23 protein-coding genes and 1 pseudogene are annotated in these 21,770 nt (G+C 50.0%); 17 read left to right on the top strand and 7 right to left on the bottom strand.

The genetic code is table 11. From position 1 onward, the window contains the following. The first annotated feature begins 56 nt into the window (after positions 1-56). From fadB to D791_RS15900, 3 genes and pseudogenes are all read left to right on the top strand, one after another. On the top strand, positions 57-2,207 hold the full coding sequence (gene fadB, locus D791_RS15890; protein ID WP_036513751.1) for a fatty acid oxidation complex subunit alpha FadB: 2,151 nt from the start codon (positions 57-59) through the stop codon (positions 2,205-2,207). 13 nt (positions 2,208-2,220) lie between these two features. Then, a pseudogene (fadA, locus tag D791_RS15895) lies at positions 2,221-3,395 on the top strand (acetyl-CoA C-acyltransferase FadA). Between the two features lie 113 nt (positions 3,396-3,508). Continuing rightward, entirely contained in the window at positions 3,509-3,733 is a 225-nt protein-coding gene (locus D791_RS15900; protein WP_036513753.1) for an addiction module protein, read from the top strand. Between the two features lie 173 nt (positions 3,734-3,906). Here the strand turns inward: D791_RS15900 and D791_RS15905 are convergent, their stop codons facing one another. After that, a complete protein-coding gene (locus tag D791_RS15905) occupies positions 3,907-4,149 on the bottom strand; it encodes a DUF1127 domain-containing protein (RefSeq protein ID WP_036513755.1) in 243 nt (80 codons plus the stop codon). Between the two features lie 219 nt (positions 4,150-4,368). Here D791_RS15905 and D791_RS15910 point away from each other — a divergent pair, with 219 nt between their 5' ends. Then, positions 4,369-5,361: a LysR substrate-binding domain-containing protein gene (locus D791_RS15910; RefSeq protein WP_036513757.1), complete on the top strand. Its 993-nt coding sequence runs from the start codon at positions 4,369-4,371 to the stop codon at positions 5,359-5,361. A gap of 37 nt (positions 5,362-5,398) precedes the next feature. Here the strand turns inward: D791_RS15910 and D791_RS15915 are convergent, their stop codons facing one another. Both D791_RS15915 and D791_RS15920 read right to left on the bottom strand, forming a co-directional pair. After that, the gene (locus tag D791_RS15915; RefSeq protein WP_036513759.1) at positions 5,399-7,840 is read right to left on the bottom strand and encodes an acetamidase/formamidase family protein; all 2,442 of its coding nucleotides are present in this window, start codon (positions 7,838-7,840) and stop codon (positions 5,399-5,401) included. Positions 7,841-7,900: 60 nt separating this feature from the next. Beyond that, the gene (locus D791_RS15920) at positions 7,901-9,370 is read right to left on the bottom strand and encodes an acetamidase/formamidase family protein (RefSeq protein ID WP_036513761.1); all 1,470 of its coding nucleotides are present in this window, start codon (positions 9,368-9,370) and stop codon (positions 7,901-7,903) included. Positions 9,371-9,530: 160 nt separating this feature from the next. Between D791_RS15920 and D791_RS15925 the strand changes: the two genes are divergently transcribed. The 5 genes from D791_RS15925 (at position 9,531) to D791_RS19265 (ending at position 11,925) form a co-directional block, all read left to right on the top strand. Then, on the top strand, positions 9,531-9,953 hold the full coding sequence (locus D791_RS15925) for an NUDIX hydrolase (protein WP_036513763.1): 423 nt from the start codon (positions 9,531-9,533) through the stop codon (positions 9,951-9,953). Positions 9,954-10,142: 189 nt separating this feature from the next. Then, a complete protein-coding gene (locus D791_RS15930) occupies positions 10,143-10,628 on the top strand; it encodes a thioesterase family protein (RefSeq protein WP_036513766.1) in 486 nt (161 codons plus the stop codon). 30 nt (positions 10,629-10,658) lie between these two features. Then, positions 10,659-11,351 carry an aspartate/glutamate racemase family protein gene (locus D791_RS15935; RefSeq protein ID WP_036513768.1) on the top strand — a complete coding sequence of 231 codons (693 nt, stop codon included), beginning with the start codon at positions 10,659-10,661 and terminating at the stop codon, positions 11,349-11,351. A gap of 83 nt (positions 11,352-11,434) precedes the next feature. Then, entirely contained in the window at positions 11,435-11,656 is a 222-nt protein-coding gene (locus tag D791_RS15940; RefSeq protein WP_036513771.1) for a helix-turn-helix domain-containing protein, read from the top strand. 2 nt (positions 11,657-11,658) lie between these two features. Then, on the top strand, positions 11,659-11,925 hold the full coding sequence (locus tag D791_RS19265) for a HipA domain-containing protein (RefSeq protein ID WP_081763917.1): 267 nt from the start codon (positions 11,659-11,661) through the stop codon (positions 11,923-11,925). 86 nt (positions 11,926-12,011) lie between these two features. Here the strand turns inward: D791_RS19265 and D791_RS21190 are convergent, their stop codons facing one another. After that, positions 12,012-12,176, bottom strand: a complete 165-nt coding sequence (locus D791_RS21190) for a phage integrase N-terminal SAM-like domain-containing protein (RefSeq protein ID WP_337588681.1) — start codon at positions 12,174-12,176, stop codon at positions 12,012-12,014. A gap of 127 nt (positions 12,177-12,303) precedes the next feature. On the opposite strand from D791_RS21190, the gene D791_RS19810 reads away from it, so the two are divergent. The 3 genes from D791_RS19810 to D791_RS19275 all read left to right on the top strand — a co-directional run bounded on the left by D791_RS19810 (position 12,304) and on the right by D791_RS19275 (position 13,946). Beyond that, complete coding sequence (locus tag D791_RS19810) at positions 12,304-12,654, top strand: phage integrase N-terminal SAM-like domain-containing protein (RefSeq protein ID WP_237748686.1); 351 nt, start codon at positions 12,304-12,306, stop codon at positions 12,652-12,654. A 255-nt stretch (positions 12,655-12,909) separates the two neighbouring features. Continuing rightward, positions 12,910-13,590 carry a GGDEF domain-containing protein gene (locus D791_RS19270; RefSeq protein ID WP_051514619.1) on the top strand — a complete coding sequence of 227 codons (681 nt, stop codon included), beginning with the start codon at positions 12,910-12,912 and terminating at the stop codon, positions 13,588-13,590. Beyond that, the gene (locus D791_RS19275; RefSeq protein WP_237748687.1) at positions 13,587-13,946 is read left to right on the top strand and encodes a diguanylate cyclase domain-containing protein; all 360 of its coding nucleotides are present in this window, start codon (positions 13,587-13,589) and stop codon (positions 13,944-13,946) included. Before D791_RS19270 ends, D791_RS19275 begins: the two co-directional genes overlap by 4 nt. Positions 13,947-14,198: 252 nt before the next feature. On the opposite strand, the gene creC is transcribed toward D791_RS19275, so the two are convergent. Next, positions 14,199-15,644, bottom strand: a complete 1,446-nt coding sequence (creC, locus tag D791_RS15960; protein ID WP_051514621.1) for a two-component system sensor histidine kinase CreC — start codon at positions 15,642-15,644, stop codon at positions 14,199-14,201. After that, complete coding sequence (gene creB, locus D791_RS15965) at positions 15,641-16,309, bottom strand: two-component system response regulator CreB (RefSeq protein WP_036513775.1); 669 nt, start codon at positions 16,307-16,309, stop codon at positions 15,641-15,643. The genes creC and creB overlap by 4 nt, the downstream gene beginning before the upstream one ends. Positions 16,310-16,537: 228 nt before the next feature. Here creB and D791_RS15970 point away from each other — a divergent pair, with 228 nt between their 5' ends. From D791_RS15970 to D791_RS15990, 5 genes are all read left to right on the top strand, one after another. Next, positions 16,538-18,592, top strand: a complete 2,055-nt coding sequence (locus D791_RS15970) for a marine proteobacterial sortase target protein (protein WP_051514622.1) — start codon at positions 16,538-16,540, stop codon at positions 18,590-18,592. Beyond that, the gene (locus tag D791_RS20100) at positions 18,589-19,440 is read left to right on the top strand and encodes a class GN sortase (RefSeq protein ID WP_157682410.1); all 852 of its coding nucleotides are present in this window, start codon (positions 18,589-18,591) and stop codon (positions 19,438-19,440) included. The genes D791_RS15970 and D791_RS20100 overlap by 4 nt, the downstream gene beginning before the upstream one ends. Positions 19,441-19,488: 48 nt before the next feature. Further along, on the top strand, positions 19,489-19,878 hold the full coding sequence (locus D791_RS15980; RefSeq protein WP_036513778.1) for a tautomerase family protein: 390 nt from the start codon (positions 19,489-19,491) through the stop codon (positions 19,876-19,878). Between the two features lie 232 nt (positions 19,879-20,110). Next, on the top strand, positions 20,111-20,365 hold the full coding sequence (locus tag D791_RS15985; protein WP_036513780.1) for a type II toxin-antitoxin system Phd/YefM family antitoxin: 255 nt from the start codon (positions 20,111-20,113) through the stop codon (positions 20,363-20,365). Next, positions 20,358-20,621 carry a Txe/YoeB family addiction module toxin gene (locus D791_RS15990; protein ID WP_036513782.1) on the top strand — a complete coding sequence of 88 codons (264 nt, stop codon included), beginning with the start codon at positions 20,358-20,360 and terminating at the stop codon, positions 20,619-20,621. Before D791_RS15985 ends, D791_RS15990 begins: the two co-directional genes overlap by 8 nt. 107 nt (positions 20,622-20,728) lie before the next feature. On the opposite strand, the gene D791_RS15995 is transcribed toward D791_RS15990, so the two are convergent. After that, on the bottom strand, positions 20,729-21,760 hold the full coding sequence (locus D791_RS15995; protein WP_036513784.1) for a methionine synthase: 1,032 nt from the start codon (positions 21,758-21,760) through the stop codon (positions 20,729-20,731). Positions 21,761-21,770: the final 10 nt, after the last annotated feature.

Here is a 21,770-nt window from a genome sequence, read left to right on the forward strand (position 1 = left end):
CCGTTCCCGAGTTAGAAGCAAGTCTTTAAACAGATCTCAAAGACAGGAGAGTGCGAATGATTTTTCAAGGTAAAGCAATACGCGCAAGTGAGATTGAAGGTGGCTTTGTTGAGGTCACATTTGACTTGCAAGGTGACAGTGTTAATAAACTCAACCAAATGACCCTAGCTGAGCTACGTGACGTCGTCACCCAGCTATCACAGATGACTGACGTGAAAGGGGCGTTGTTCAGCAGTGCAAAAGACTGCTTTATTGTCGGGGCCGATATTACTGAATTCAGCCAAATGTTTGATCAAAGTGAAGAGGCCATTGTTGAGCATTTGCTGTCTTTACATGAAATCTTCAACACGATTGAGGACTTGCCATTCCCAACGGTGACGGCAATCAATGGTGTTGCGTTTGGTGGTGGTTTTGAACTGTGTTTATCCACCGATTTCCGTGTGATGGGGCAGGCAGCGAAAGTAGGTCTACCGGAAGTTAAGCTTGGTATTTACCCAGGTTGGGGTGGAACCGTGCGCCTTCCACGCTTGATTGGTGTCGATAACGCCAATGAGTGGATTTGTGGTGGGTCTGATAAGCGTGCCGATGCCGCCTTAAAAGACGGTGCCGTTGATGCCGTCGTTGCTCAAGATGCTGTGCGTGAGGCTGCATTGGATCTTTTGGCTAAAGCAGCCGAAGGCGTGTTTGACTATCAAGCGCGTCGTACTGAAAAAACCACCGCGATCAAGCTCAATGCAATTGAGCAAATGATGGCGTTTGAGTCTGCGAAGGGCTTTATTGGTGGCAAAGCAGGTCCGCATTATCCCGCTCCTTTAGCGGCATTAGGCGCGATTCAGAAAAGTGCCAATATGACCCGCGATAAGGCCATTCAAGTCGAAGCGAAAGGCTTTGCGAAACTGGCAACCAATAGTGTCACACGTGCATTGGTCGGTTTGTTCTTAAAAGATCAGTACATCAAAAAGGTCAGTAAGCAATACGAAAAAGATGCCGCACCTGTAAAAAAAACCGCGGTGCTGGGTGCAGGAATTATGGGCGGGGGCGTTGCGTATCAGTCGGCCTCTAAAGGTGTTCCGATCCTGATGAAGGATATTAATGACAAGGCCTTGCAGCTTGGACTGGATGAAGCGACGAAGCTTCTGAATGGACAGATTAAGCGTGGCAAAATGGATGCCCAGCAAATGGCGAAGGTGTTGACTCAAATTACACCGACGCTGAGCTATGGTGACTTTGATCGTGTTGATCTGGTTGTCGAGGCAGTGGTCGAAAATGCCAAGGTTAAAGCCAGTGTTTTAGCCGATGTTGAAAAAGCAGTATCACCCGACACCATTCTGACGTCTAATACTTCAACCATCTCAATCACTGAATTGGCCAAATCCTTAGAGCGTCCTGAAAACTTCTGTGGGATGCACTTTTTTAATCCGGTGCACAGAATGCCGTTGGTCGAAGTCATTCGTGGCGAGAAATCCTCTGAAGTCGCCATCGCACGGACAGTGGCCTATGCCAAAGCCATGGGTAAGACACCGATTGTCGTCAATGACTGCCCAGGCTTTTTGGTGAATCGTGTCTTGTTCCCGTATTTTGCAGGCTTTAGTTTACTCCTTCGTGATGGCGCAGATTTTGTGCAGGTCGACAAGGTCATGGAACGTTTCGGCTGGCCAATGGGACCTGCCTATTTACTTGATGTTGTAGGCATCGACACAGGGCATCATGCCGACAGTGTGATGGCTCAAGGCTTCCCAGACCGTATGGGGCACGAAGGTGAAAATGCGATCGATCGTCTTTACCAACTGCAACGTTTTGGTCAAAAGAACAACAAAGGCTTTTACCGTTACGAGCTAGACCGTCGTGGTAAGCAAGTGAAAGTGCTGGATGATGAAGTGCCTGCATTATTGGAGGGTGTGGTTGGAGCCTCACGCGAATTTAGTGAAGACGAGATCATTGCCCGTATGATGATCCCCTTGTGCATCGAGACGGTTCGTTGCTTGGAAGATGGGATCGTCGCGACCCCAGCAGAAGCCGATATGGGCTTAATATATGGAATAGGTTTCCCTCCATTCCGTGGTGGTGCTTTGCATTACTTGGATGAAATGGGTTTGCAGGCCTTCGTAGACATGGCCGCTCCCTATGCAGATCTCGGTGCGTTGTATCAACCGACCGAGAAAATGAAGCAGATGGCCGCTAACGGCGAAACCTATTTTGGCAAGTAATGGAGGAAGGATCATGAATTTAAAACCCAATGATGCAGTAATTGTGGATGCGGTTCGTACGCCAATGGGACGCTCCAGAGGCGGCTCCTTCCGTAATGTGCGTGCAGAGTCTTTATCTGCAGCCGTTATGCAGGGCATTTTGGCACGAAACCCAGGTCTGAACCCTGCGGATATCGACGATATTATCTGGGGCTGTGTTAACCAAACCCTAGAGCAAGGTTTTAACATCGGCCGTAATGCGGCGGTGATTGCGGGTATTCCCCACACGGTTGCCGCTCAAACCGTTAACCGTCTATGCGGCTCGTCCATGGCGGCCATGCACACGGCTGCGGCTTCTATCATGGCTGGTGTCGGTGATGTCTATTTAGTGGGTGGTGTTGAGCACATGGGGCATGTCGACATGACCCACGGTGTCGATATCAACCCAGAAGCGTCAAAGCATGTGGCAAAAGCAGCAATGCTGATGGGCGTGACGGCTGAAATGCTCGGTAAAATGAACGGCATTTCTCGCCAGATGCAAGACGAGATGGGCGCTCGCTCGCACCGTTTAGCCTATGAAGCACGTTTGCAGGGGCGTTTCGATAAAGAAATTATCCCCGTTGAAGGCACGATGAAAAAGGTTTTAAGTCCTTACTGACTTATGACGAAGTTATTCGTCCAGAAACCACAGTCGAAACACTGGGTCAACTGAAGCCTGTGTTTGTACCCAAGGTCGGCACAGTGACTGCAGGAACCTCGTCTGCTTACTCAGATGGTGCGTCTGCTATGTTAATGATGTCGGCTGCGAAAGCCGAGGCACTGGGTTTGACACCAAGAGCGCGGATCGTCAGCCTTGCGGTTGCTGGCTGTGATCCTTCAATCATGGGCTTTGGTCCAGTACCTGCAACTCAAAAAGCTTTGAAAACGGCTGGTTTAACAATTGATGATATTGATTATGTCGAACTGAACGAGGCATTTGCTGCGCAAGGCTTGGCCGTACTCAAAAATCTTAAGCTGTTGGATAAGATGGATGATAAAGTAAACCTGAATGGCGGTGCGATTGCCTTAGGCCATCCGCTCGGATGTTCAGGTACGCGCATCAGTACAACGCTATTGAATGTACTGGAAGCAAAACAAGGTCAGTTTGGATTAGCAACCATGTGTATCGGCATGGGGCAGGGCATCTCAACGATCATCGAGCGTATTTAACTATTCGTTTTGAATAGGGTTAAGTAAAAAGAGAGGCGTAGCCTCTCTTTTTTTGTCTAGTGAATCTGGCAAAGTTCGGCTAAATACACCTGACCACAAGCAGAGGTGGAGACATGAACTCAAAGCAATTAATAGATGAAGCAGTGTCACTTCCGGTTGAAGAAAGTGCCTTGGTTGTGGGTTCACTGTTGCGTAATCTAAATCATCCAGAATCTGAGATAGACAAACAATGGTCAATGGAAGCGAAACGGCGTCTTTCTGAACTCAGATCTGGTTATGTTACAGTAATTCTAGGAAATGAAGTATTTAACAAAGTTTGGAGCAAGTTTAAGGAATGAACTTTTCATTATCTGTTAGTCTTGTGCGTGACAGGCTTACAGCAAACTGCTCAAGGGCATTTCCTTCGGTCGTTTGCTGAGACTTTACCATTAGCTCCTTAAGGGGGTGCTTGTAGCAATAAAGAAGGTAAATAGACTCGGACAGCAGAAGCACCCTCATTTACAGTTCATAATCACTTCCATAGCGGTTTGTTGACTTCCTGCTCTACGTCGGCGGCGGTTAGTCCTATGTCTTCCAGTTGCGTTTTATCTAACTGTCTGAGTTTACGTCTGGTACGTGAGTTACGGATGATTTTTTTGAAGATCGCTTTCCATGGTTTTTCGTTTAGATTTTCTAATGTTGATTTGCAGCTGTTGTGTGTATCCAAGTGGCTGCTTTTGATGATGCTCATTTCGTCTGATGTGCATGCTTTCATGGTGTTTCTCCTTTTGTTAGTTTGCTTGATTACGGAGTAAAATCCCTTAATGGCTATAGTGTATTTGGAGGAGTCAGTGCTTTTATCGTTAAGGGATCTAGACCTGACCGCCTTTAGTGATCGTCTTCTTTAGATACATGATCAGCTATTCAATGCTGTGCGACAAACGAGAAATAATGGCTTATAGTTAAGAAAATCTTATTTATAAAGAGGCCGTCTATGTCTTCTGGTCGTGCTTTACCACCGCTTAAATCCTTACAAGCGTTTCGTTATGCAGCCCAGACGTTTAGCTTTAAAAGGGCGGCGGAGTCTCTTTTTGTCACGCAGGCGGCGGTGAGTCAGCAGATTAAAACCTTGGAGCAGGCCTTGGGGGTGGACTTGTTTGAACGGCACACCCGCCAAGTGGTACTGACTGCAGAAGGGCAGTATTTATTTGAGTATGTTGAGAAGGCGTTCGGCTTGTTGGAAGAAGGGGTCAAAGGGATCATGGAAGACCCAAGTCCCAATACCTTGGTAATCAGTACGGTACCGTCGTTTTCCAACCGTTGGCTGGTGTCGCGTTTGGGTGGTTTTCAAGCTCAGGAGCCGGAGATTAATCTTCGGTTGAGCCCAAGCATTGATTTATCAACTTTTGCAGACAGTGATTTGGACTTATGTATTCGTTTAGGTCGAGGCGAGTATGCGGGGCTGACTTCGCAGTTGTTATTCAGAGAGTATTTGGTATTGGTGTGTCATCCATCAATGATTCACATTGACGAGCCAATTAGGGCGCAGTTACTCAATATTCCAATCATTACCGATACAGGGCCGGATGTTCAACATGTGTGGCCTGTGTTGCAGCGATTTTTAGATCTTTACGATATGCCGATGAAGTCGCATTTGCATGTGGAGGATTCGACCTCTTTGATGGAGGCGTTGTTGTCCCGCCAAGGGTTGGCGATGATGCGTTATAGTTTGGTGTATGAACAAATTGAAAAAGGGCAGCTTATTTGCCCGCTGCCCATTTATATGAAGTCCCAGTATGACTTTTACCTTGTCGCACCTGCCCCTCATTTTAAGTATCAAAAGGTGATGGCGTTCAAGCGTTGGATTGAAGATGAAGTGAAGGTCATAGATTCGTCGTGGATGACATATTTAAAGACGCATCCCGATATGGAAGAGGTTAGGCAAGCGAGCGCTGATTGTGCTCGCGCTGTTGTTAAAGGGTGTTAATTTTAACAATTTATCGCCATCGCCATCGCGCTTGCTCCTAACGCTTATAGTCCGGAAAAATCGCTTTTCGGATAATTGCATGAACTCCCAAATTGCCATCGACTACTTGCGTAATGCCAAAGTCGACAGCGACGGAAATCAGTGATATGGCTTCATCTTCACTGAGTTTGTGTTCTTTCATCAAGTAATGACGCGCTTTTCTAAAGGCGTCGCGCATGGCCGCTTCCAGCGATGAATTTTTATATACCTGTGTTTGAGCATTAGGTCCCAGCTCTGCCTGATAATCGGAAAAGCTCATGCCTTGCAATACCCATTCATCCGGTGTTTCCAGAAACGGGTGGCTAAGGTCCTCCATAAAACTGCCGCTTAGGTTTTGCTTTTTATGCAGTACTAACTGAAAAATACCGGTTAACGAGCATTCGATTGCGGTGCCGCAGAGTTCTGAATCACCTTGTGATGCGTGAGGATCACCAACTGAAAACAACGCACCTGGAACAGCGACAGGTAGGAAAAGTTGAGTGCCTTTTCCAGCACGCCAGTTATCCATATTGCCGCCAAAATAGCTGGGTGGAATGGAATCGACTATACCGGATTCACGCGGGGCAACGGCCATAACACCAAAATGGGGTCTGACCGGAATCGTTGCGTTTTCGAGAATACCAAACTGTTTATTAATGCTGGTATGGTCAACGGGCACGCCTGGGTAATCGATTGTCGGGTGTTCTATGCCATAGGGGTCGGTCTGGGGTGTCCACCGAAAATTATAAATTGCCTTAGCGTGAGGTGGATGGCTGTGCTGGTGGACTTCGTACAGGGTCACGACTTCACGTTTTTTGGGTGTAGTCAGTAGGTCGTCGTATTGAAAACCCCACCAAGTAGCGGCATTACTGCCAAAATGTTTTCCTAAGTATAATGGGTTACAGCTGAGGCGAGGTTGAATGTCTAAGATGCGAACCTCTAGGACATCACCGGGTTCTGCATCTGTCACATAGATGGGGCCCGTGCAAATGTGCACGCCAAACCCTTCTCCAGCCCCTCGTCCAAAGATTGATGCATCCATTGGGCCAGCTCCACGTCGATCAACGTTCTTTTTCGTGCGTGTCCAGTGAAAAACACTCTGAGCACCAGGGTCGCCATCAATCATCCGGTCACTGTCATCGGTGGCATGTTGGGACAAGGTTTCAATGGTGACAATATCACCGGATCGGATGTTGAGAACCGGTTTTATTTCATTACTGAAATAGCCCCAGTGAACCGTTTTATCTGATGCGGGCAGGTAGTATTGCCGAGGTGTATGTGTATTGGATTGAGTAGGGGGCGTGTTCTCCATAACGGGAAGACGTTTGGGTGCCAGTTTTAGAGAAAGCACATAGCGTGCATGATCATCCAGAACCTCCTGAAAAGGCTTACGCTGCTGCATAATGGCATTGTCCAGTGGAATATTTTGAGGCTGGGCGTATGCGGATCGAGTTGAAGGTTTGGTTTGCGGACAGCCACGTTGTAGTTGGACCTGAAGATCCTGAGGTGGAGCTGCACGATAATTTTTCGGTGACATGCCCATGATCTGTGAAAAGGTGCGGCTAAAGTTTGCAGCATCATTAAACCCCCATCGGTAGCACAACTGTGCAATGCTGAATTGCGCCAATGTTGGGTTAGCCAAGTCAATGCAGCAATGCTGTATCCGTCTGCTTTTCAGGTATTCACTGAAGGTGGTACCACTGTTTTTGAACAGCTTTTGTAAATACCTGACAGACAAACCTTCTTGTGCTGCGATTTGTTCAATATTCAGTTCTGGGTCATCCAAGTAAGAATCAACTGATCGACATACTCTACGTAAATGTGCCAATTGCACATCGGTGGTATCATCCAATGCATCTGAGTGTTTATGTGATAGACAGGCGACGAGTAGTTCGGCCAGTGTTGTTTCAAGGGCGGGTAATTCGTTGCGATCCAGATGAGCCAATTGATCTGTCAAGGATTGCAGCATATTTAGGCATAACGTACCTATACCTTGTTGTGTACTGATCCGATTTGCTTCTTGCCGTCCTGTGCGGACTAATCTGAGCAGAAAGCTGGAGGACTCCAGCTTGATTAGCATCGTTCTAAAATGGGTTTGCAGTGTTAGGTGCCAAGGTTGGTTAGGATCAAGCAGCATAATATCGCCTGAACGTAACTGAACTTTTTGGTCGGCATCTAGCACCTGTGCAGTGCCATCGAGCAGTGCAAGCACTAATACGGTGCTTGATGAAGGAGGAGCCGATTGGCTTGCAAGGGCTGTTAGGGTTTGCGGTGCTGCCGTAAGATGCACAAATACCGAGTTGCGTGCCGACACTGACAGGGCTATATAGCCACTGTCATGGGTTGTGTCTGGGCGTGTAGCATCGCTAGATAAGCCGAGCCTGGCGAGTATGTCATTCCAGGCCCATTGGCGTAGCTCTGCTGGTATGGCACTGGCAGAAAAACGTTTTAGGTCAGTCACAGCAATCTTTCGATCCTTAATGAGTGAGTTTTTTATCTCGCAACTGTTGTGCCAGAAGGGTCAGCTTCTGCCGCGTGCCGGAAACATCGACTTTTTCAGTATCGCATGTACGCCCCAGTTGCCATCAACCACTTGGGTAATACCAAAGTCGACGGCCACTGACATCAGTGAGATAGCTTCATCTTCGTCGAGCTGCTGAGTCGTCATTAAAAAGTGACGCATCTTTCTATAGGCATCCCGCAGGGCCTTATCAACCGATGACTTACTGTAGATGTCTTCTTGGGCATTAGGTCCAAGCTCGGCTAGATAATTAGCATAGCTAAATCCGTGCAACACCCAGTCATCTTGAGTTTCCAGTAAGGGGTAGTTTAGCTCTGCCAGAGCGGTTCCTAGCAAATCTGCTTTTTTATGCAAGATAAACTGAAAAGTACCGGTTAATGAGCACTCAATAGCCGTGCCGCAGAGTTCCGAGTCACCCTGAGAGGCATGAGGGTCACCCACGGAGAACATGGCACCTTCCACGGCCACGGGGAAATAGAGCTTTGCCCCCTTACCGATGCGCCAGTTATCGATATTACCACCGGTATAACTTGGCGGAATGGAGTTCACTATATCGGCTTCTGCCGGTGCGACGCCAATCGTGCCAAAGTGTGGTCGGATAGGAATGCGAATATCACGTAGAATATTGTCTCGTTTGCTGATCGTGCGGTGATCCACGGGTACACCGGGATAGTCGATGGTGGGATGAACCACTCCAAATGGATCGGTTTGCGGTGTCCACCGGTAGTTATATACAGCTTTGGCCCAATTGCGTTCCCCTCTGGCATCGACCTCATAAATGGTGACGACTTCACGCTTTTTCGGCTCGGTCAGCATATCGCCATAGTGAAATCCCCACCAAGCTGCTGCATTACTGCCAAAGCTTTTGCCTTTGAAATCAGGGTTGCCGCTGGGTCTTGGGGCCACATCCGCGATACGGACTTCAAGAATATCGCCTGGCTGAGCGCCCTGGATACGAACAGGCCCTGTGCAAATATGCACACCTGCCCCACCGCCAGCCCCAATTGCGGCATCCATAGGACCTGCTCCGCGCCGATCAACCCCTTTGCGCTGGGCATCCCAGTGAAAAATGCTTTCGGCGCCAGGGTCACCTTTTACCATGCGTTCGGCATCATCATTGGCATGATGGGTCAGCGTCTCTATGGTAACAAAATCGCCGGATTCAATTTCCACTACGGGTTTGGCAATCTTGCTAAAGTAGCCCCAAAGAACCGTTTCGGGTGTGGCGGGTATGTAGTAATGCATCGGCCCCGGCGCGTCAGCGTCCACAGTGTTCGATGATGTGCCTGTAGACGCATAGCTCATCGGAGACATGCTTACGCCCATTGCTCCAAGCGATACAGCGCCGCCACCAACAAAGGCATTCCGTATAAATGAACGCCTTGCCGTATCAAACTCTTCGGTAACATCTTTCTTGCTTTCAGCGCTGATGCCGTGAGTACAACTGGAAGTGCAAATGTGTTCTGTCATGATATTTCCCCTAGAGTCTAGAATAATGACACGTGAACTCGTCGATACCGGGCTTGTTCGGCATCGGGTCTCATTATGTTCCAGAAGCTGGATTTTCCTCTTGTCGGCTGGCGCACTAATTCTTGTCGAAGAGGTTAAGCAGATACATCTATTCTAAAAAATGAAAAACATAAGAGCTAAATCTGTATGCGTATTTCGCAGCCAAGGGAAGGTATTGCTTGCCGAAAGCTTTGACCCTGCAAAGAACGAGAGGTATCTATCGCCTATCGGGGGTGGCATTGACTTTGGTGAAAAATCCAGGGATGCGGCTATCCGAGAAGTCAAAGAGGAGCTAGGTGAGGAAGTCGATCAATTAAAACTGCTTGGCGTTATTGAAAACCTCTTTATGTTTAATGGTCAGGAAGGCCATGAAATCGTTTTTATATATGAGGCAAGATTTAAGGACAGTGATATTTATCAAAAACATGTCTTGCCCGGGATTGAGACAAGTGGCCACAGGTTTGAAGCTCGCTGGTATGACTTAAAGCACATCAAGAGTCGTGAGACACCGGTTTACCCACAAGGCATCATTGAAATGCTGTAATGAAACCTGGGCGCTGGCCAGCAAGATAGCAGCAAAACCCTGCGCATCGGAAAAGAGGCCTTCTATAGGCAACTGGAGGTAGGCTCTGGAGTCTGTTTGGCGACAGACATAACTGCTGGTGGCGAATTGTATTCCACTCCGGGTTATGATTCGATCTATGAATACAGATTTTTTTGAGGATTCTGAAACATGTCTGAGCAGCTTCTCTTACTGGGTGAGGGCAAAGTACTGCCCGAGTGGATCGATTATAACCAGCATATGAATGTGGCGTATTATGTACTGGCATTTGATCACGCCACTGATGCGCTGCTGGCACATTTGGGGATGGATGCAGAGTATCCGGCACGAGAGGGTGGATCATCCTTTGCGCTCGAGATGCATGTCACCTATGACCGTGAGTTGCAGTGCGACGAGCCCTATCTGATCTATACGCAACTGCTGGATGCTGACAGCAAGCGCCTGCACTTTTTCCATCAGATGATCCACGCCACTGACGGCTGGCTGGCCGCCACGAATGAGGTGATCACGATGCATGTCGGCATGGCAGAGCGTCGAGCAGCACCTTTCCCGCCAGGGGTTCAGCAGCAGGTTGATCAGCTGTTTGCAGCACACCAGAATCTACCACGACCGGACAAGGCGGGCAGAGTGATTGGTATCCGGCGTAAAGCTGACTGACTCTGCTTATATAAAAAACATGGAGAGACAATGAAAACGATCGGTTTATTGGGCGGCATGAGCTGGGAATCTACCGTCAGTTACTATCAGGCAATCAACCAGGGCGTCAAACAGGCGCTGGGTGGCCTGCACTCAGCCAAGGTGGTGCTTCACAGCGTCGATTTTGCTGAGATCGAAGCACTGCAGCATCGTGGTGAGTGGGATGAAACCGGACGAATTCTGAGTGAAGCAGCGCGCTCGGTTGAGGCAGGAGGCGCTGACTTTCTGCTGATCTGTACCAACACGATGCACAAGGTTGCCGATCAGATCCAGGCGGCTATCGATATCCCGATACTGCATATTGCCGATGCCACCGCCGAAGTGCTCAGGCAGGATGGGATTCAGCGGGTTGGGCTACTGGGCACACGCTTCACGATGGAACAGCCCTTTTACCGCTCCCGACTGGAAGATCATTTCGGTATCGAGGTGCTGGTTCCGGATGAGTCTGAACGTGATGATGTGCATCGCATCATCTACTCCGAATTGTGTCTGGGCAAGATCGAGTCCAGCTCGCGCTCACGTTATCTCGAGATTATCGCCTCACTTCAGCAGCGCGGTGCGCAGGCCGTCATCCTCGGCTGTACTGAAATTGCATTGCTGGTCAGCCCATCGGATACAACAACCCCCCTGTATGACACCACCGCGATTCATGCGGCCCGGGCAGTCAGAGAGGCGCTGTCTTAAGTTTAAGCGCGCATTTGCATCATGCCAAAATGAATACTGTAGTTTCCTTTAAGCGCTATAAGGAACACTATGGTATTCATTCTATGAAAAGTCTGTTATCCCCGGCTGAATTTGCATTGCAGCAGTTAGGCGAACATCTGCTGATTGCACGCAAGAGCTGTCGCTGGACGCAGGCAGAGGTTCAGGCGCGCACAGGATTATCACGCGTCACCATCCGCAGAATGGAACAGGATCTGGTCGCATTGAACTTTGATCTGCCACGCAGAATCCGGCAGAGCCGAAAAGAGTATGATAATGACTTCTGAGCATGTTCCGCAGGATGGTTTTTAATATCCTGGTGGGCAATTCGGATCATCACCTGTGCAATCATGGGCTGCTGAAAAACATATCAGATCACCATTACCGCCTTACACCTGCCTATGATGTCGTGCCTCAGACAGGTCAGTTTCATCTTCAAGCGATAGGGGTGGGGCAGAAGGGGCGCGAAAGCTCACTTGAAAATGCGCTCTCTGCCTCTCATATGCACTTATCCCAAGCCCATTTGCACATTGCGCCCACAAGAAAGATAGGGTAATTTCGATCAGACAACTGAGAAGTACCGACTTGCTGTGATGGAGCACCGGCCGGGCGGTAGCGTGTCTGGCGTTCAGTTAAATCCCTTTATCTCTCCTGGCCCCCATGTTGCGAGGATGGCGTTTGCCATGAAACATGGATGAAGCGCTTGATCCAGAAAGTATAGGTTTTTTCAGTGCGCAGGCTGTAGCCTCGCACGCGGATTTCGGCACGCAGTGATTCGATGAAGGGGCTTCCTGCCTTTGACCACACTTAAATCTCCTCTCACAGTCAGGAGGTTTAAGCCATGACACCCTTACGTCAACAAGTGATCAACTACATGGCCATGCGCGGGCTTTCCGACAAGACCTGCTAGGCCTATCTGTATCAACTGACCGAACTGGCGCGATACTTTCATCGCTCTCCAGACCGGCTCTCGGAGAGTGATGTGCAGGAATACCTGCTGCACGTCATTCGTGATCGTCACTGGTCCCGTGCCAGTTGTCCGCAGGCCGTGTTTGCGGTGCGTTTCCTGTTCAGCAAGGTATTGGGCAAACCGCTCAGCCCGCTGCATGTGCCCTACCCGAAACAGGAGCAGAAGATCCCGGATCTGCTGTACCCGGATGAGGTGCATGCCATTATCCGGCAGTGCACCCACCTCAAGCAGCAGTCGGCCATTGCGCTCTCCTACGCGACCGGGATGCGTATCGGGGAGATCTGTCGGCTGCGGATTAAGGTGGGATGGGAGTAACACGATGTTAGCCAATAATTTTTTGCCACGGGCGCTGTGAGGGTCTAAGCTTTCGTCTGTAAACTGGATAAGTTTGGTCTTCCTTTTTTTGGACTTCGACCGCCAAAAGTGAGAGGTGCTGTGGCATGACTACATACTCCGCCGGACTGGCTGATCTCATCCACATTACAGGCACTTTTATATATACTGCTTTTTATACTTTTCTTTTGGGCCAGCAAGGTACCAAGAACCAACCCCGGTTCTGGTTGGTGAGCCTTGGCTGTACTCTCCGCAGCAACAGCTCGACTGTCGATAGTGGCATTCACGCTGTTTAATGTTTCGTACTCCAGTTCAGTATTGTATGTAGTTCTCGTATTAATTGAAAAGTTGGCACTGGTCGTAGGTGTGTCTAAATTTTTTAGTGTCCCATTGGTTCGTTACTGGGTAGTTGGTGTGAGCACTGTGGCAGTGCTATGGGCCATGGCTCAGCCACTGCTGGTATCTATTCCTTCGCTACATACTTTGGGTATTTGCTTTTTTAATGCGTTAGCTCTCGCCGTTGTATGGGGTATGGTTGTCCGCAGTAAATTAAGCCTACATCCGGCCATTCGCTTTGCTATTCTGACCGCTACCGCATTGCTACTGCTGCATTGGCTGGCTTATGTTCCAGTTTCTCGACTGTTGTATCCCCCATGGCATGTGTACGCATTTGCTTTTGGTACAATCTTGTTGGTGCTGCAATATTTGGCCCTGCTTGCCGCGGTTTTTAGCTTGTTCCACCAGCGTTTGTTGGAGTCGGAGGCCGAGGCGCTCGATTTGGCTTATCGAGATCCGTTGACAGGGCTCAATAATAAACGCTATATGGATGTAATCTTCGATAAGGTACTGTTGCTGGCCAGTCGGCTCATCAGTCTCTGGCGGTTTGCTATATTGACCTTGATAAGTTTAAACCGATAAATGACACAGCAGGACACAAAGTAGGCGATGGGGTGCTTAAAGAAGTTGCCCAGCGGCTGCAAGGGTGTGTGCGCAATACAGACATATGCGTTCGTATCGGTGGGGATGAATTCGTCGTTATCACCACTCAGCTGGAACAAGAAAACCAGGCTGTTGATGTGGCCGAAAAAATGCTTAGGCAATTCAATACACCCATTACAGTGGGAAATCACAGCTTCGATCTCGGTATTAGCATAGGAATTAGTCTTTATCCAAAACATGGTCGTGAATTGGGAACGCTACTGGAGAAAGCCGATTCTGCAATGTACGAAATCAAGCAACAGGGCAGGAACGGCTACCGAATCTACAGTGCTTGAACGATCTGGAACAAGTACGCCTGTCGCTGCCTTCTTCGGCTCTATGCCCATCTTGCTACAGCTACATAACCATCCGCTCTTCACGCGATCTATTTGTGAAACTTACAGGCGGATAATGTGCAGGAAAAACCCTTACATTCATTCCCACTGCAAGCCTAGTAGAAGACTCAGGAGATGGTTCCTGCGGTCAGATATGAGATCACTGAAGAGGGTAAATCTTATTACCAGGGCAATGAGAACATGTGTATTTCATCACTCAACTGGCAGTGTCAGTGAAAACACAGTGGCTGGTGGTTCCGTTTCACGGTGGTAATTCAGCTTTCCGTTATGCAATTGCATGATTTCATGAACAAAACTCAGACCCAGCCCACTGCCTTTGCTGCCATCTGTCCGGGGCAGACAGAAAAAGCGCTGGGTCAGTTTTTCTTCGGCAAAAGGCGGCACCCCAGGCCCGGAATCTTTTACGCTGATGTAAACAGAACCATCGCTTTGTATGGCGCCGATCAGTACAGCTGACTCAGGCGGTGAGAACTCTATGGCGTTCCGGATCAGGTTGCTCAGTGCATCCTGCAGCAGTGTACTGTCGCCGGTGATGGACAGGGAAGGGTCACAGCTGTATTCAAGGCTGACTCTGTGCTGGCTGGCATAGTCTTCAAGGCTCCGGCAGACTGCTGTGATCAGCTCTTTCAGTACGACTTTGTCGTGTCGTTCCAGGCTGCTCTGATATTCAATGGCGGCCAGTTTCAGCAAGCGCTCGATCAGCTCCTGCATCCTTGAACCTTGCTCAATAATATTATTGAGAAACTGATTGCGCCGTGCATCGGACATGGGTTCCTGTAACAGCTCTGCTGCACCACGGATGCCAGCGATCGGGGCTTTCAGTTCGTGCGTCAGGCTCTGCACATAATCTGTCACATAGGATTTGCCATCCAGTGCGGCTTTCATGTTTTCAAGCGCTTTACCTACACGCCCAACTTCATTATGACCAAGCGCAGGCAGAGCGGGGCGTTCGCCTCTGGAAACCCCTTTGGCATACTGTTCAAGGCGGAGCAGGGGCCGTGTAATCCAGAGGGTGATCACCAGACCGGTCAACAGCGTTGCCAGTGCAGCGACCAGTGAAATCCAGAGCAGGTTGGTGCTCAGTTGGCTGATAAAGCGGTTGATGTTGTGGGTGGGCTTTCCGGTGGACACCACACCGATAATATCACCGCGATACAGCACCGGGCTTGCGGCATAGAGCCGTTTGGTATCACTCTGGCCGGGTACATCGTCGCTGCTGCGGGCACCATAATGACCGCGCAGAGTCAGATAGACATCGCGCCACTGGGAATAGTCGCGGCCAGTATCGGTGTAATGAGAATCAAAAATTACGGTGCCTCTGACATCGGTGATATACATTCTCAGATCAACTTCGGTTTTAAGCAGATCATAAATCTGTGCGTTTAGCGGCCTGCCGGCCAGCCCTGCAAAGAGCCGTTCAGCCAGATGTGTGTCGATCACGGTGTCACCGCTTTCGCTGAAGCTGACGCCTTCGTTGGCGATCAGAGTGGCCATCATTTCTGATATATCGACCAGAATCTCCTCCTGAGCTTCCTGATAACGGGGCTCCAGCTCATCGAGTACCCAGTAAACCACACTGCCAAGGCCTGTCAGCACTGAAAACAGAAACACCAGAATCAGGCGTAATCTCAGGCTCATGCGTCCGCCTCAAAGCTGTAGCCAAGACCACGGCGGGTTTTGAGCGGGTCACAGTTTTCGCTGATGTCACGGATTTTGCGCCTGAGGGTTTTGATGTGTGTATCGACAGTGCGGTCGAAGCTGCGTTCAGGCTCTTCCCACACCTGTTGCATTAACTGCTCACGGGAATAGATTCTGCCGGGATGGCTCATCAGTAACAGTAGCAGGCGGTATTCATAGCGGCTCAGATCCAGCAAGACACCATTCAGCGTGATTCTGGCGCCATCTGCATCGTGACTGAAACCGGCAGGGGTGATACTTGCCGCTTCCGGAGGCTGGCGCAGGCGGGCACGGATACGGGCCGTGAGCACCCGGGGACTGAAGGGTTTGGTGATGTAATCATCAGCGCCCAGTTCAAGACCCAGCACCTGGTCGATCTCTTCATGGCGGGAGGTCAGAAACACCACCGGCACCGAGGATGTCTGTCTGATGACCCGACAGACATCAAATCCACTCATATCGGGAAGGCCGATATCCAGCAGAACCAGCTCTATATTACCCTCGCTGAGTGCATCCAGAGCCTGCTGTCCGGTGGTGACCCAGATGTTATCCATGCGCTCGGTTTCCAGCGCATAGCGTATGGTGTCAGCAATAGAGGGCTCATCCTCAACAATCAGTACCGCCATGGTGTTCCCTCTGTCAAAACGCCGGTCCATAAGTGGTGCATATGCTCACATTATCTCTGGCAGATCAGCTAGTGTAAAGCTGTAGACCCTACCACTAGGGTGCGTGCCACCTGTACCTGAGTTTAATCTGGTGTTCTTGTTTCACAGAAAAACAGGACTTCACACTCACTTCATATTTTCCTCAAACAGAAAGCAGATACTCGTCTCATCTTAATGAGGAGAAGAGACATGCGTATATTTTCACACAAAGGAACGCGCCCACTGATTCTGGCCTGTCTGATACTAGGATGTGCACAGAATGTGGTTGCTGATGCTGTTACTCAGGGTACTCTGGTATCCCGTGATGAGCAGGGGAAAAAGCAGGATATGCCGCTGGTCAGCACCCGTGTGGCCATGGAGATTACAGGCTCTGTGCTGCGCGCTCAGGTGACCCAGGTATTCCATAACCCCACAGATAACTGGACAGAGGCACTGTATCTGTTCCCTCTGCCAGGTGAGGCAGCCGTCGATCACCTGAAAATGCAGATAGGAGACCGCATTATCGAGGGTGATATTCAGGAAAAAGAGCAGGCCCGGGCAACCTATGAGCAGGCAAAATCTCAGGGACAGAACGCCGCACTCACCGAGCAGGACCGTCCCAACCTGTTTCACACATCAGTTGCCAATATTCCGCCGGGTGGCGAGGTCACCATCAGTATTGAGTACCAGCAGACTCTGGTCTGGAAAGATGGCCAGTTCAGCGCCGGTTTCCCGTTGGCGATTACCCCACGTTATAATCCGCTACAGCCCGGAGAAGTGCGCCGTGTGGTTGAAGGACAGGCAAGCCTGAGCAGCGGCTGGCAGGTACTGCCGGATGAGCGTAAAACAGTGATGGCCTCAACTGGTCATGACGAAACCGCATTCAGCCATACTCCGGGGCCTGTTGAGATCAGCCTTAATCTGCAACCTGGATTCAGACTCAGCTCCCTGGACAGCCCTTCACATCAGATCAGCCAGCAACAGACAGAAGAGGGTCGCTACATCATCAGCCTGCTGGTGGATGAACCGGATGAGTACCGTGATTTTGTTTTGAACTGGACACCGGTGGAAAGTGACGAGCCCTCGGCTGCGTTTTTCTCTGAGCAGCATGGGGATGAACACTATGGTCTGCTGATGCTGATGCCGCCTCAGGATCTGCACACAGCACGCTACAGCCGGGAAGTGATCTTTGTGATTGATACATCAGGTTCCATGGCGGGTACCTCAATTGTAGCCGCACGCCGAGCGCTGCAGGCCGGTATAGATGGGCTGGCATCTGATGACACGTTTAATGTGATTCAGTTTAACTCTTCAACCGATACGCTCTTTAACCAGCCGGTTATAGCCGATACTCGGCGCCGTCAGCAGGCCGCCAGCTATATCAACTCACTGCAGGCAGGCGGTGGTACCGAAATGGCACCTGCGCTGACTGCTGCACTGACAGGTATACGTAGCCATGATGACACTCCCAGATTGCGCCAGATCGTGTTTATCACCGATGGTAGTGTGTCCAACGAACAGCAACTGTTTGATCTGATCCGCAGCCGTCTCAATAACACCCGCCTGTTCACCGTGGGTATCGGAAGCGCACCCAACAGTTACTTTATGGAAGAGGCTGCAGTCGCCGGGCGAGGCACCTTTACGTATATTGCGTCTCCGTCTGAATCTGAAAGCGCCATGCAAACGCTGTTCAACAAGCTGGAAAAACCGGCAATGACCGATATCCGGATCGAAGGCGAGGGGATTCAAGACCTGATGCCATCGGTAATTCCTGACCTTTACTCGGGTGAGCCGCTGGCTGTTTCGATGAAGCTGGCAAACGGCACAGGCGAAGTCCGTATCAGTGGCCGTACCGGTGATACTGCATGGCAGGAAACACTGACACTGGCACCGGCGGATAATACCCGGGGTATCATGACAGACTGGGCCCAGCGTGCGGTGCAGGACTGGCGCCGTGGGTATCTTAGAGGTGTCAGTGGAGAACAGATCCGTTCTGAAATCATTGCGCTGGGTCTTAAGTATCACCTGGTTACGCCATACACCAGCCTGGTTGCCGTTGATAAAACACCTGTCCGTCCTGAACAGGAAGAGAGCGAAACGCTGGTGGTGCCTGCAGCCAAACCCCACGGCCTTGATCTGGGCATGGCTCAGGGCGCTACCGGGTATCAGCTGACCCTCGCCGGAGGACTTGCGGCACTGCTGGCAGCACTTTCCCTCATGATTGTGGAGCGTCGCAGAAAGTCCGGTTCAAGGTGGTGTGCATGACCCTCAGCATCCGTAACTTCATACTGGCAGCCCTTGTGGCTGCTGGTATGATCCTCACCTCAACGGCCCTGTGGATTCCTGCAAAAGCTCGGCTGGCGCAATGGCTGCTGGCCGATGCCTGGGCTGAAAGTCTGGACAGCGGCACAGCAGTAAAACCCTGGCCCTGGGCTGACCACTGGCCGGTTGCGCGTCTGAGCGTGCCTAATATGGATATAGATCAGATTGTACTGGCTGGAGACAGCGGAAGCTCGCTGGCTTTTGGCCCCGGTGAAAATATGCAGGCACAGGCGATGACCCATGCCGCACGGATTATCACTGGGCACAGAGATACCCACTTCAGCTTCTTGAGGAATATACAACCAGGTCAGACGTTGATGCTCAGCGACCATAACGGAACTGTGATATACCAGGTTGATCAGATTCAGGTGGTGGATTCGGCCGTTACCCGGCTGATGCCCACCGCCTTTCCAAATGGACTGATACTGGTGACCTGTTATCCCTTTGATGCGCTCACCGCAGGGGGAACCCTGCGGCTGGTGGTGATGGCCTCTGCTGTTGAGCCTGTGAAGCCTCTGCACCCTGGGTATAATGTTCACATGGCCATATCACGACCCACAGCAACACGCGCACTTGATGGTCTGGCGGCGAAGGGCTTTATTCAGCGCATAAGTTCCGAACAGGATGGTCGAGAGCAAACCGTTCAGCCGACAGCGGCGGCGGTCGAAATTCATGCGGCTCTTAATGAAGCTAGTGGAGTCGTGACGACAAGAATTAAGCACACCATCGGAGAAGAAGTTTTTGCTGATACGGTGAACAACGTTCGTGGTGTGCGCTCCGCCTTAAAGTGAGTGTTTTTATATCTATATAGTTGCAAAGCTAACTAATGGAAACCAACTATGCCCATTCTCAACGTCAAAGTAAGTGCAAAAAAATCTCCGGAAATGACAAAGTCCATTTCCGGCCTCTTAATGGATCTCACAACCCGCATCCTCAAGAAAAAGCCGGAGGTAACGTCAATCGCAATCGATTACGTTGATCCGGACGACTGGATCATTGGTGGAGTATCTCTAGCAGAACTTGGCAAACAAAGTGTCTACTTTGATATCAAAATCACAGATGAGACAAACACCAAAGCTGAGAAGGTCGAGTATATCCATGCCGCATTTGACGGGTTCAGCAAATTGCTCGGAGATCTGCATGAAGTGAGCTATGTTTACGTTCAAGATGTCCGGGCTACCGCATACGGCTACGCAGGCAAGACCCAAGAGTACCGATACCATTTTTAAAAATCGGTACTACTGAGACGAACCTGAGGGCTCTACCGCGTCAGCCATGGTCCCCTCAGGTTACAATCTGAACCATTAAAGGAAAACTTAGCTGGCTTTTGGTCGCGGCTTCGTTACGTCAACATCACCAGTGCGCTTAGGCTTTAGCTACCACAATGGATATGTCCGTTATATTGTACATGTTAGGCTTTGAGGTTATACTTGTCCGGTAAAATGTACATGTGGAGGTTCTATGAGAATTGTGTCTTTTACTGAAGCAAGAAATAGTCTGAAAGCGGTGCTAGACTCTGTCGTTAATGACGCAGATACAGCTGTGATTACCCGCCGTGATTCGGAAGATGCTGTTGTTATGTCGCTAGATTACTACAACAGTCTAATGGAAACAGTGCACCTGCTGCGCTCCCCAGCAAATGCTGAGCATTTGAATCGCTCAATTGCACAATTTAAAGCCGGTAAAGTAACGAGCAGAGATTTGATAGATGAGTAGTCGTCTACTGTCATGGACTGACGAATCCTGGACGGATTACCTGTATTGGCAAACCCAGGACAAAAAAACGCTTAAACGAATAAATAAGCTGTTAAACGACGTTAGACGATCACCTTTTGAAGGTATTGGTAAACCTGAACCATTAAAGGAAAACTTGGCTGGTTTTTGGTCGCGGCGTATAGATGATACGAATCGATTAGTCTACGCCGTGGATGATACTGCGATTACGATCATTTCGTGTCGTTATCACTATTAGATTCGTTGCGCTCTCAGGACAGCTAATCGGGTAACCGGGAACACCCTTCACACACCGATAATTGCGCAGAGGGCTACCGGCTTAAAGTAACCCTCAGCGTGTGGATCTTATCTGGTCAGCAGTTCATCACGCACAATTTGTGCCCCTGCCGCCAAAGCATTGAGCTTGCCTGTGGCCACCTGGCGGGATAGGGGGGCCATGCCGCAGTTCGTGCAAGGATACAGCTTGTCGGCGTCAACAAACTGCAGGGCCTTTCTCAGTGTTTCTGCAACTTCTTCAGGGGTTTCGATGGTGTCGGTGGCCACGTCGATAGCGCCGACCATCACTTTTTTACCCCGGATCAGTTCCAGTAGCTCAATGGGCACGCGTGAGTTGTGACATTCGAGCGAGATAATATCGATATTGGATTGTTGCAGTTTCGGGAAGATTTCTTCGTATTGCCGCCACTCCGATCCCAGGGTTTTTTTCCAGTCTGTATTGGCTTTGATGCCATAGCCGTAGCAGATATGGACGGCCGTTTCGCATTTCAGTCCTTCGATGGCTCTCTCCAGACAGGCAATGCCCCAGTCATTCACATCATCAAAGAACACATTAAAGGCGGGTTCATCAAACTGGATGATATCCACACCCGCTGCCTCTAGCTCTTTCGCTTCCTGATTGAGTATTTTGGCAAACTCCCAGGCGAGCTTTTCACGGCTTTTGTAGTGGTCGTCATACAGGGTGTCGATCATGGTCATGGGGCCAGGCAATGCCCATTTGATGGGTTGCGTGGTTTGCTGACGTAAAAATTTGGCATCTTCCACAAACACGGGCTTTTGTCGCGAAACCGGGCCCACGATGGTGGGTACGCTGGCATCATAGCGGTTGCGGATTCGGACCGTCTGACGGTTTTCGAAATCAACGCCGCTCAGGTGTTCAATAAAGGTTGTCACAAAGTGTTGGCGGGTTTGTTCGCCGTCACTGACAATATCAACACCTGCTTGCAGTTGCTCTTGCAACGACAGACGTAACGCATCCTGTTTGCCATCAATGAGTTCTTCACCCTGTAATTTCCAGGGTGACCAAAGTGTTTCAGGTTGCGCCAGCCAAGAGGGTTTCGGTAAGCTGCCTGCTGTTGAAGTTGGTAAGAGTGTTTTCATTATAAGTACT

The sequence above is a fragment of the Nitrincola nitratireducens genome (assembly GCF_000585235.1).
In the GTDB taxonomy this organism is placed as follows: Bacteria; Pseudomonadota; Gammaproteobacteria; order Pseudomonadales; family Balneatricaceae; genus Nitrincola; species Nitrincola alkalisediminis.

Bases quoted from the DNA above. Each gene is read 5' to 3' on its own strand.
- creC (WP_051514621.1), bottom strand. From the start codon at position 15,644: ATGAGCCTGAGATTACGCCTGATTCTGGTGTTTCTGTTTTCAGTGCTG.
- D791_RS20100 (WP_157682410.1), top strand. From the start codon at position 18,589: ATGACCCTCAGCATCCGTAACTTCATACTGGCAGCCCTTGTGGCTGCT.
- D791_RS15920 (WP_036513761.1), bottom strand. From the start codon at position 9,370: ATGACAGAACACATTTGCACTTCCAGTTGTACTCACGGCATCAGCGCT.
- D791_RS15995 (WP_036513784.1), bottom strand. From the start codon at position 21,760: ATGAAAACACTCTTACCAACTTCAACAGCAGGCAGCTTACCGAAACCC.
- D791_RS15985 (WP_036513780.1), top strand. From the start codon at position 20,111: ATGAGAATTGTGTCTTTTACTGAAGCAAGAAATAGTCTGAAAGCGGTG.
- D791_RS19265 (WP_081763917.1), top strand. From the start codon at position 11,659: ATGTTCCGCAGGATGGTTTTTAATATCCTGGTGGGCAATTCGGATCAT.
- D791_RS15970 (WP_051514622.1), top strand. From the start codon at position 16,538: ATGCGTATATTTTCACACAAAGGAACGCGCCCACTGATTCTGGCCTGT.
- D791_RS15900 (WP_036513753.1), top strand. From the start codon at position 3,509: ATGAACTCAAAGCAATTAATAGATGAAGCAGTGTCACTTCCGGTTGAA.
- D791_RS15980 (WP_036513778.1), top strand. From the start codon at position 19,489: ATGCCCATTCTCAACGTCAAAGTAAGTGCAAAAAAATCTCCGGAAATG.
- fadB (WP_036513751.1), top strand. From the start codon at position 57: ATGATTTTTCAAGGTAAAGCAATACGCGCAAGTGAGATTGAAGGTGGC.
- D791_RS15935 (WP_036513768.1), top strand. From the start codon at position 10,659: ATGAAAACGATCGGTTTATTGGGCGGCATGAGCTGGGAATCTACCGTC.
- D791_RS15925 (WP_036513763.1), top strand. From the start codon at position 9,531: ATGAAAAACATAAGAGCTAAATCTGTATGCGTATTTCGCAGCCAAGGG.
- D791_RS15940 (WP_036513771.1), top strand. From the start codon at position 11,435: ATGAAAAGTCTGTTATCCCCGGCTGAATTTGCATTGCAGCAGTTAGGC.
- D791_RS15990 (WP_036513782.1), top strand. From the start codon at position 20,358: ATGAGTAGTCGTCTACTGTCATGGACTGACGAATCCTGGACGGATTAC.
- D791_RS15930 (WP_036513766.1), top strand. From the start codon at position 10,143: ATGTCTGAGCAGCTTCTCTTACTGGGTGAGGGCAAAGTACTGCCCGAG.
- D791_RS15905 (WP_036513755.1), bottom strand. From the start codon at position 4,149: ATGAAAGCATGCACATCAGACGAAATGAGCATCATCAAAAGCAGCCAC.
- creB (WP_036513775.1), bottom strand. From the start codon at position 16,309: ATGGCGGTACTGATTGTTGAGGATGAGCCCTCTATTGCTGACACCATA.
- D791_RS15910 (WP_036513757.1), top strand. From the start codon at position 4,369: ATGTCTTCTGGTCGTGCTTTACCACCGCTTAAATCCTTACAAGCGTTT.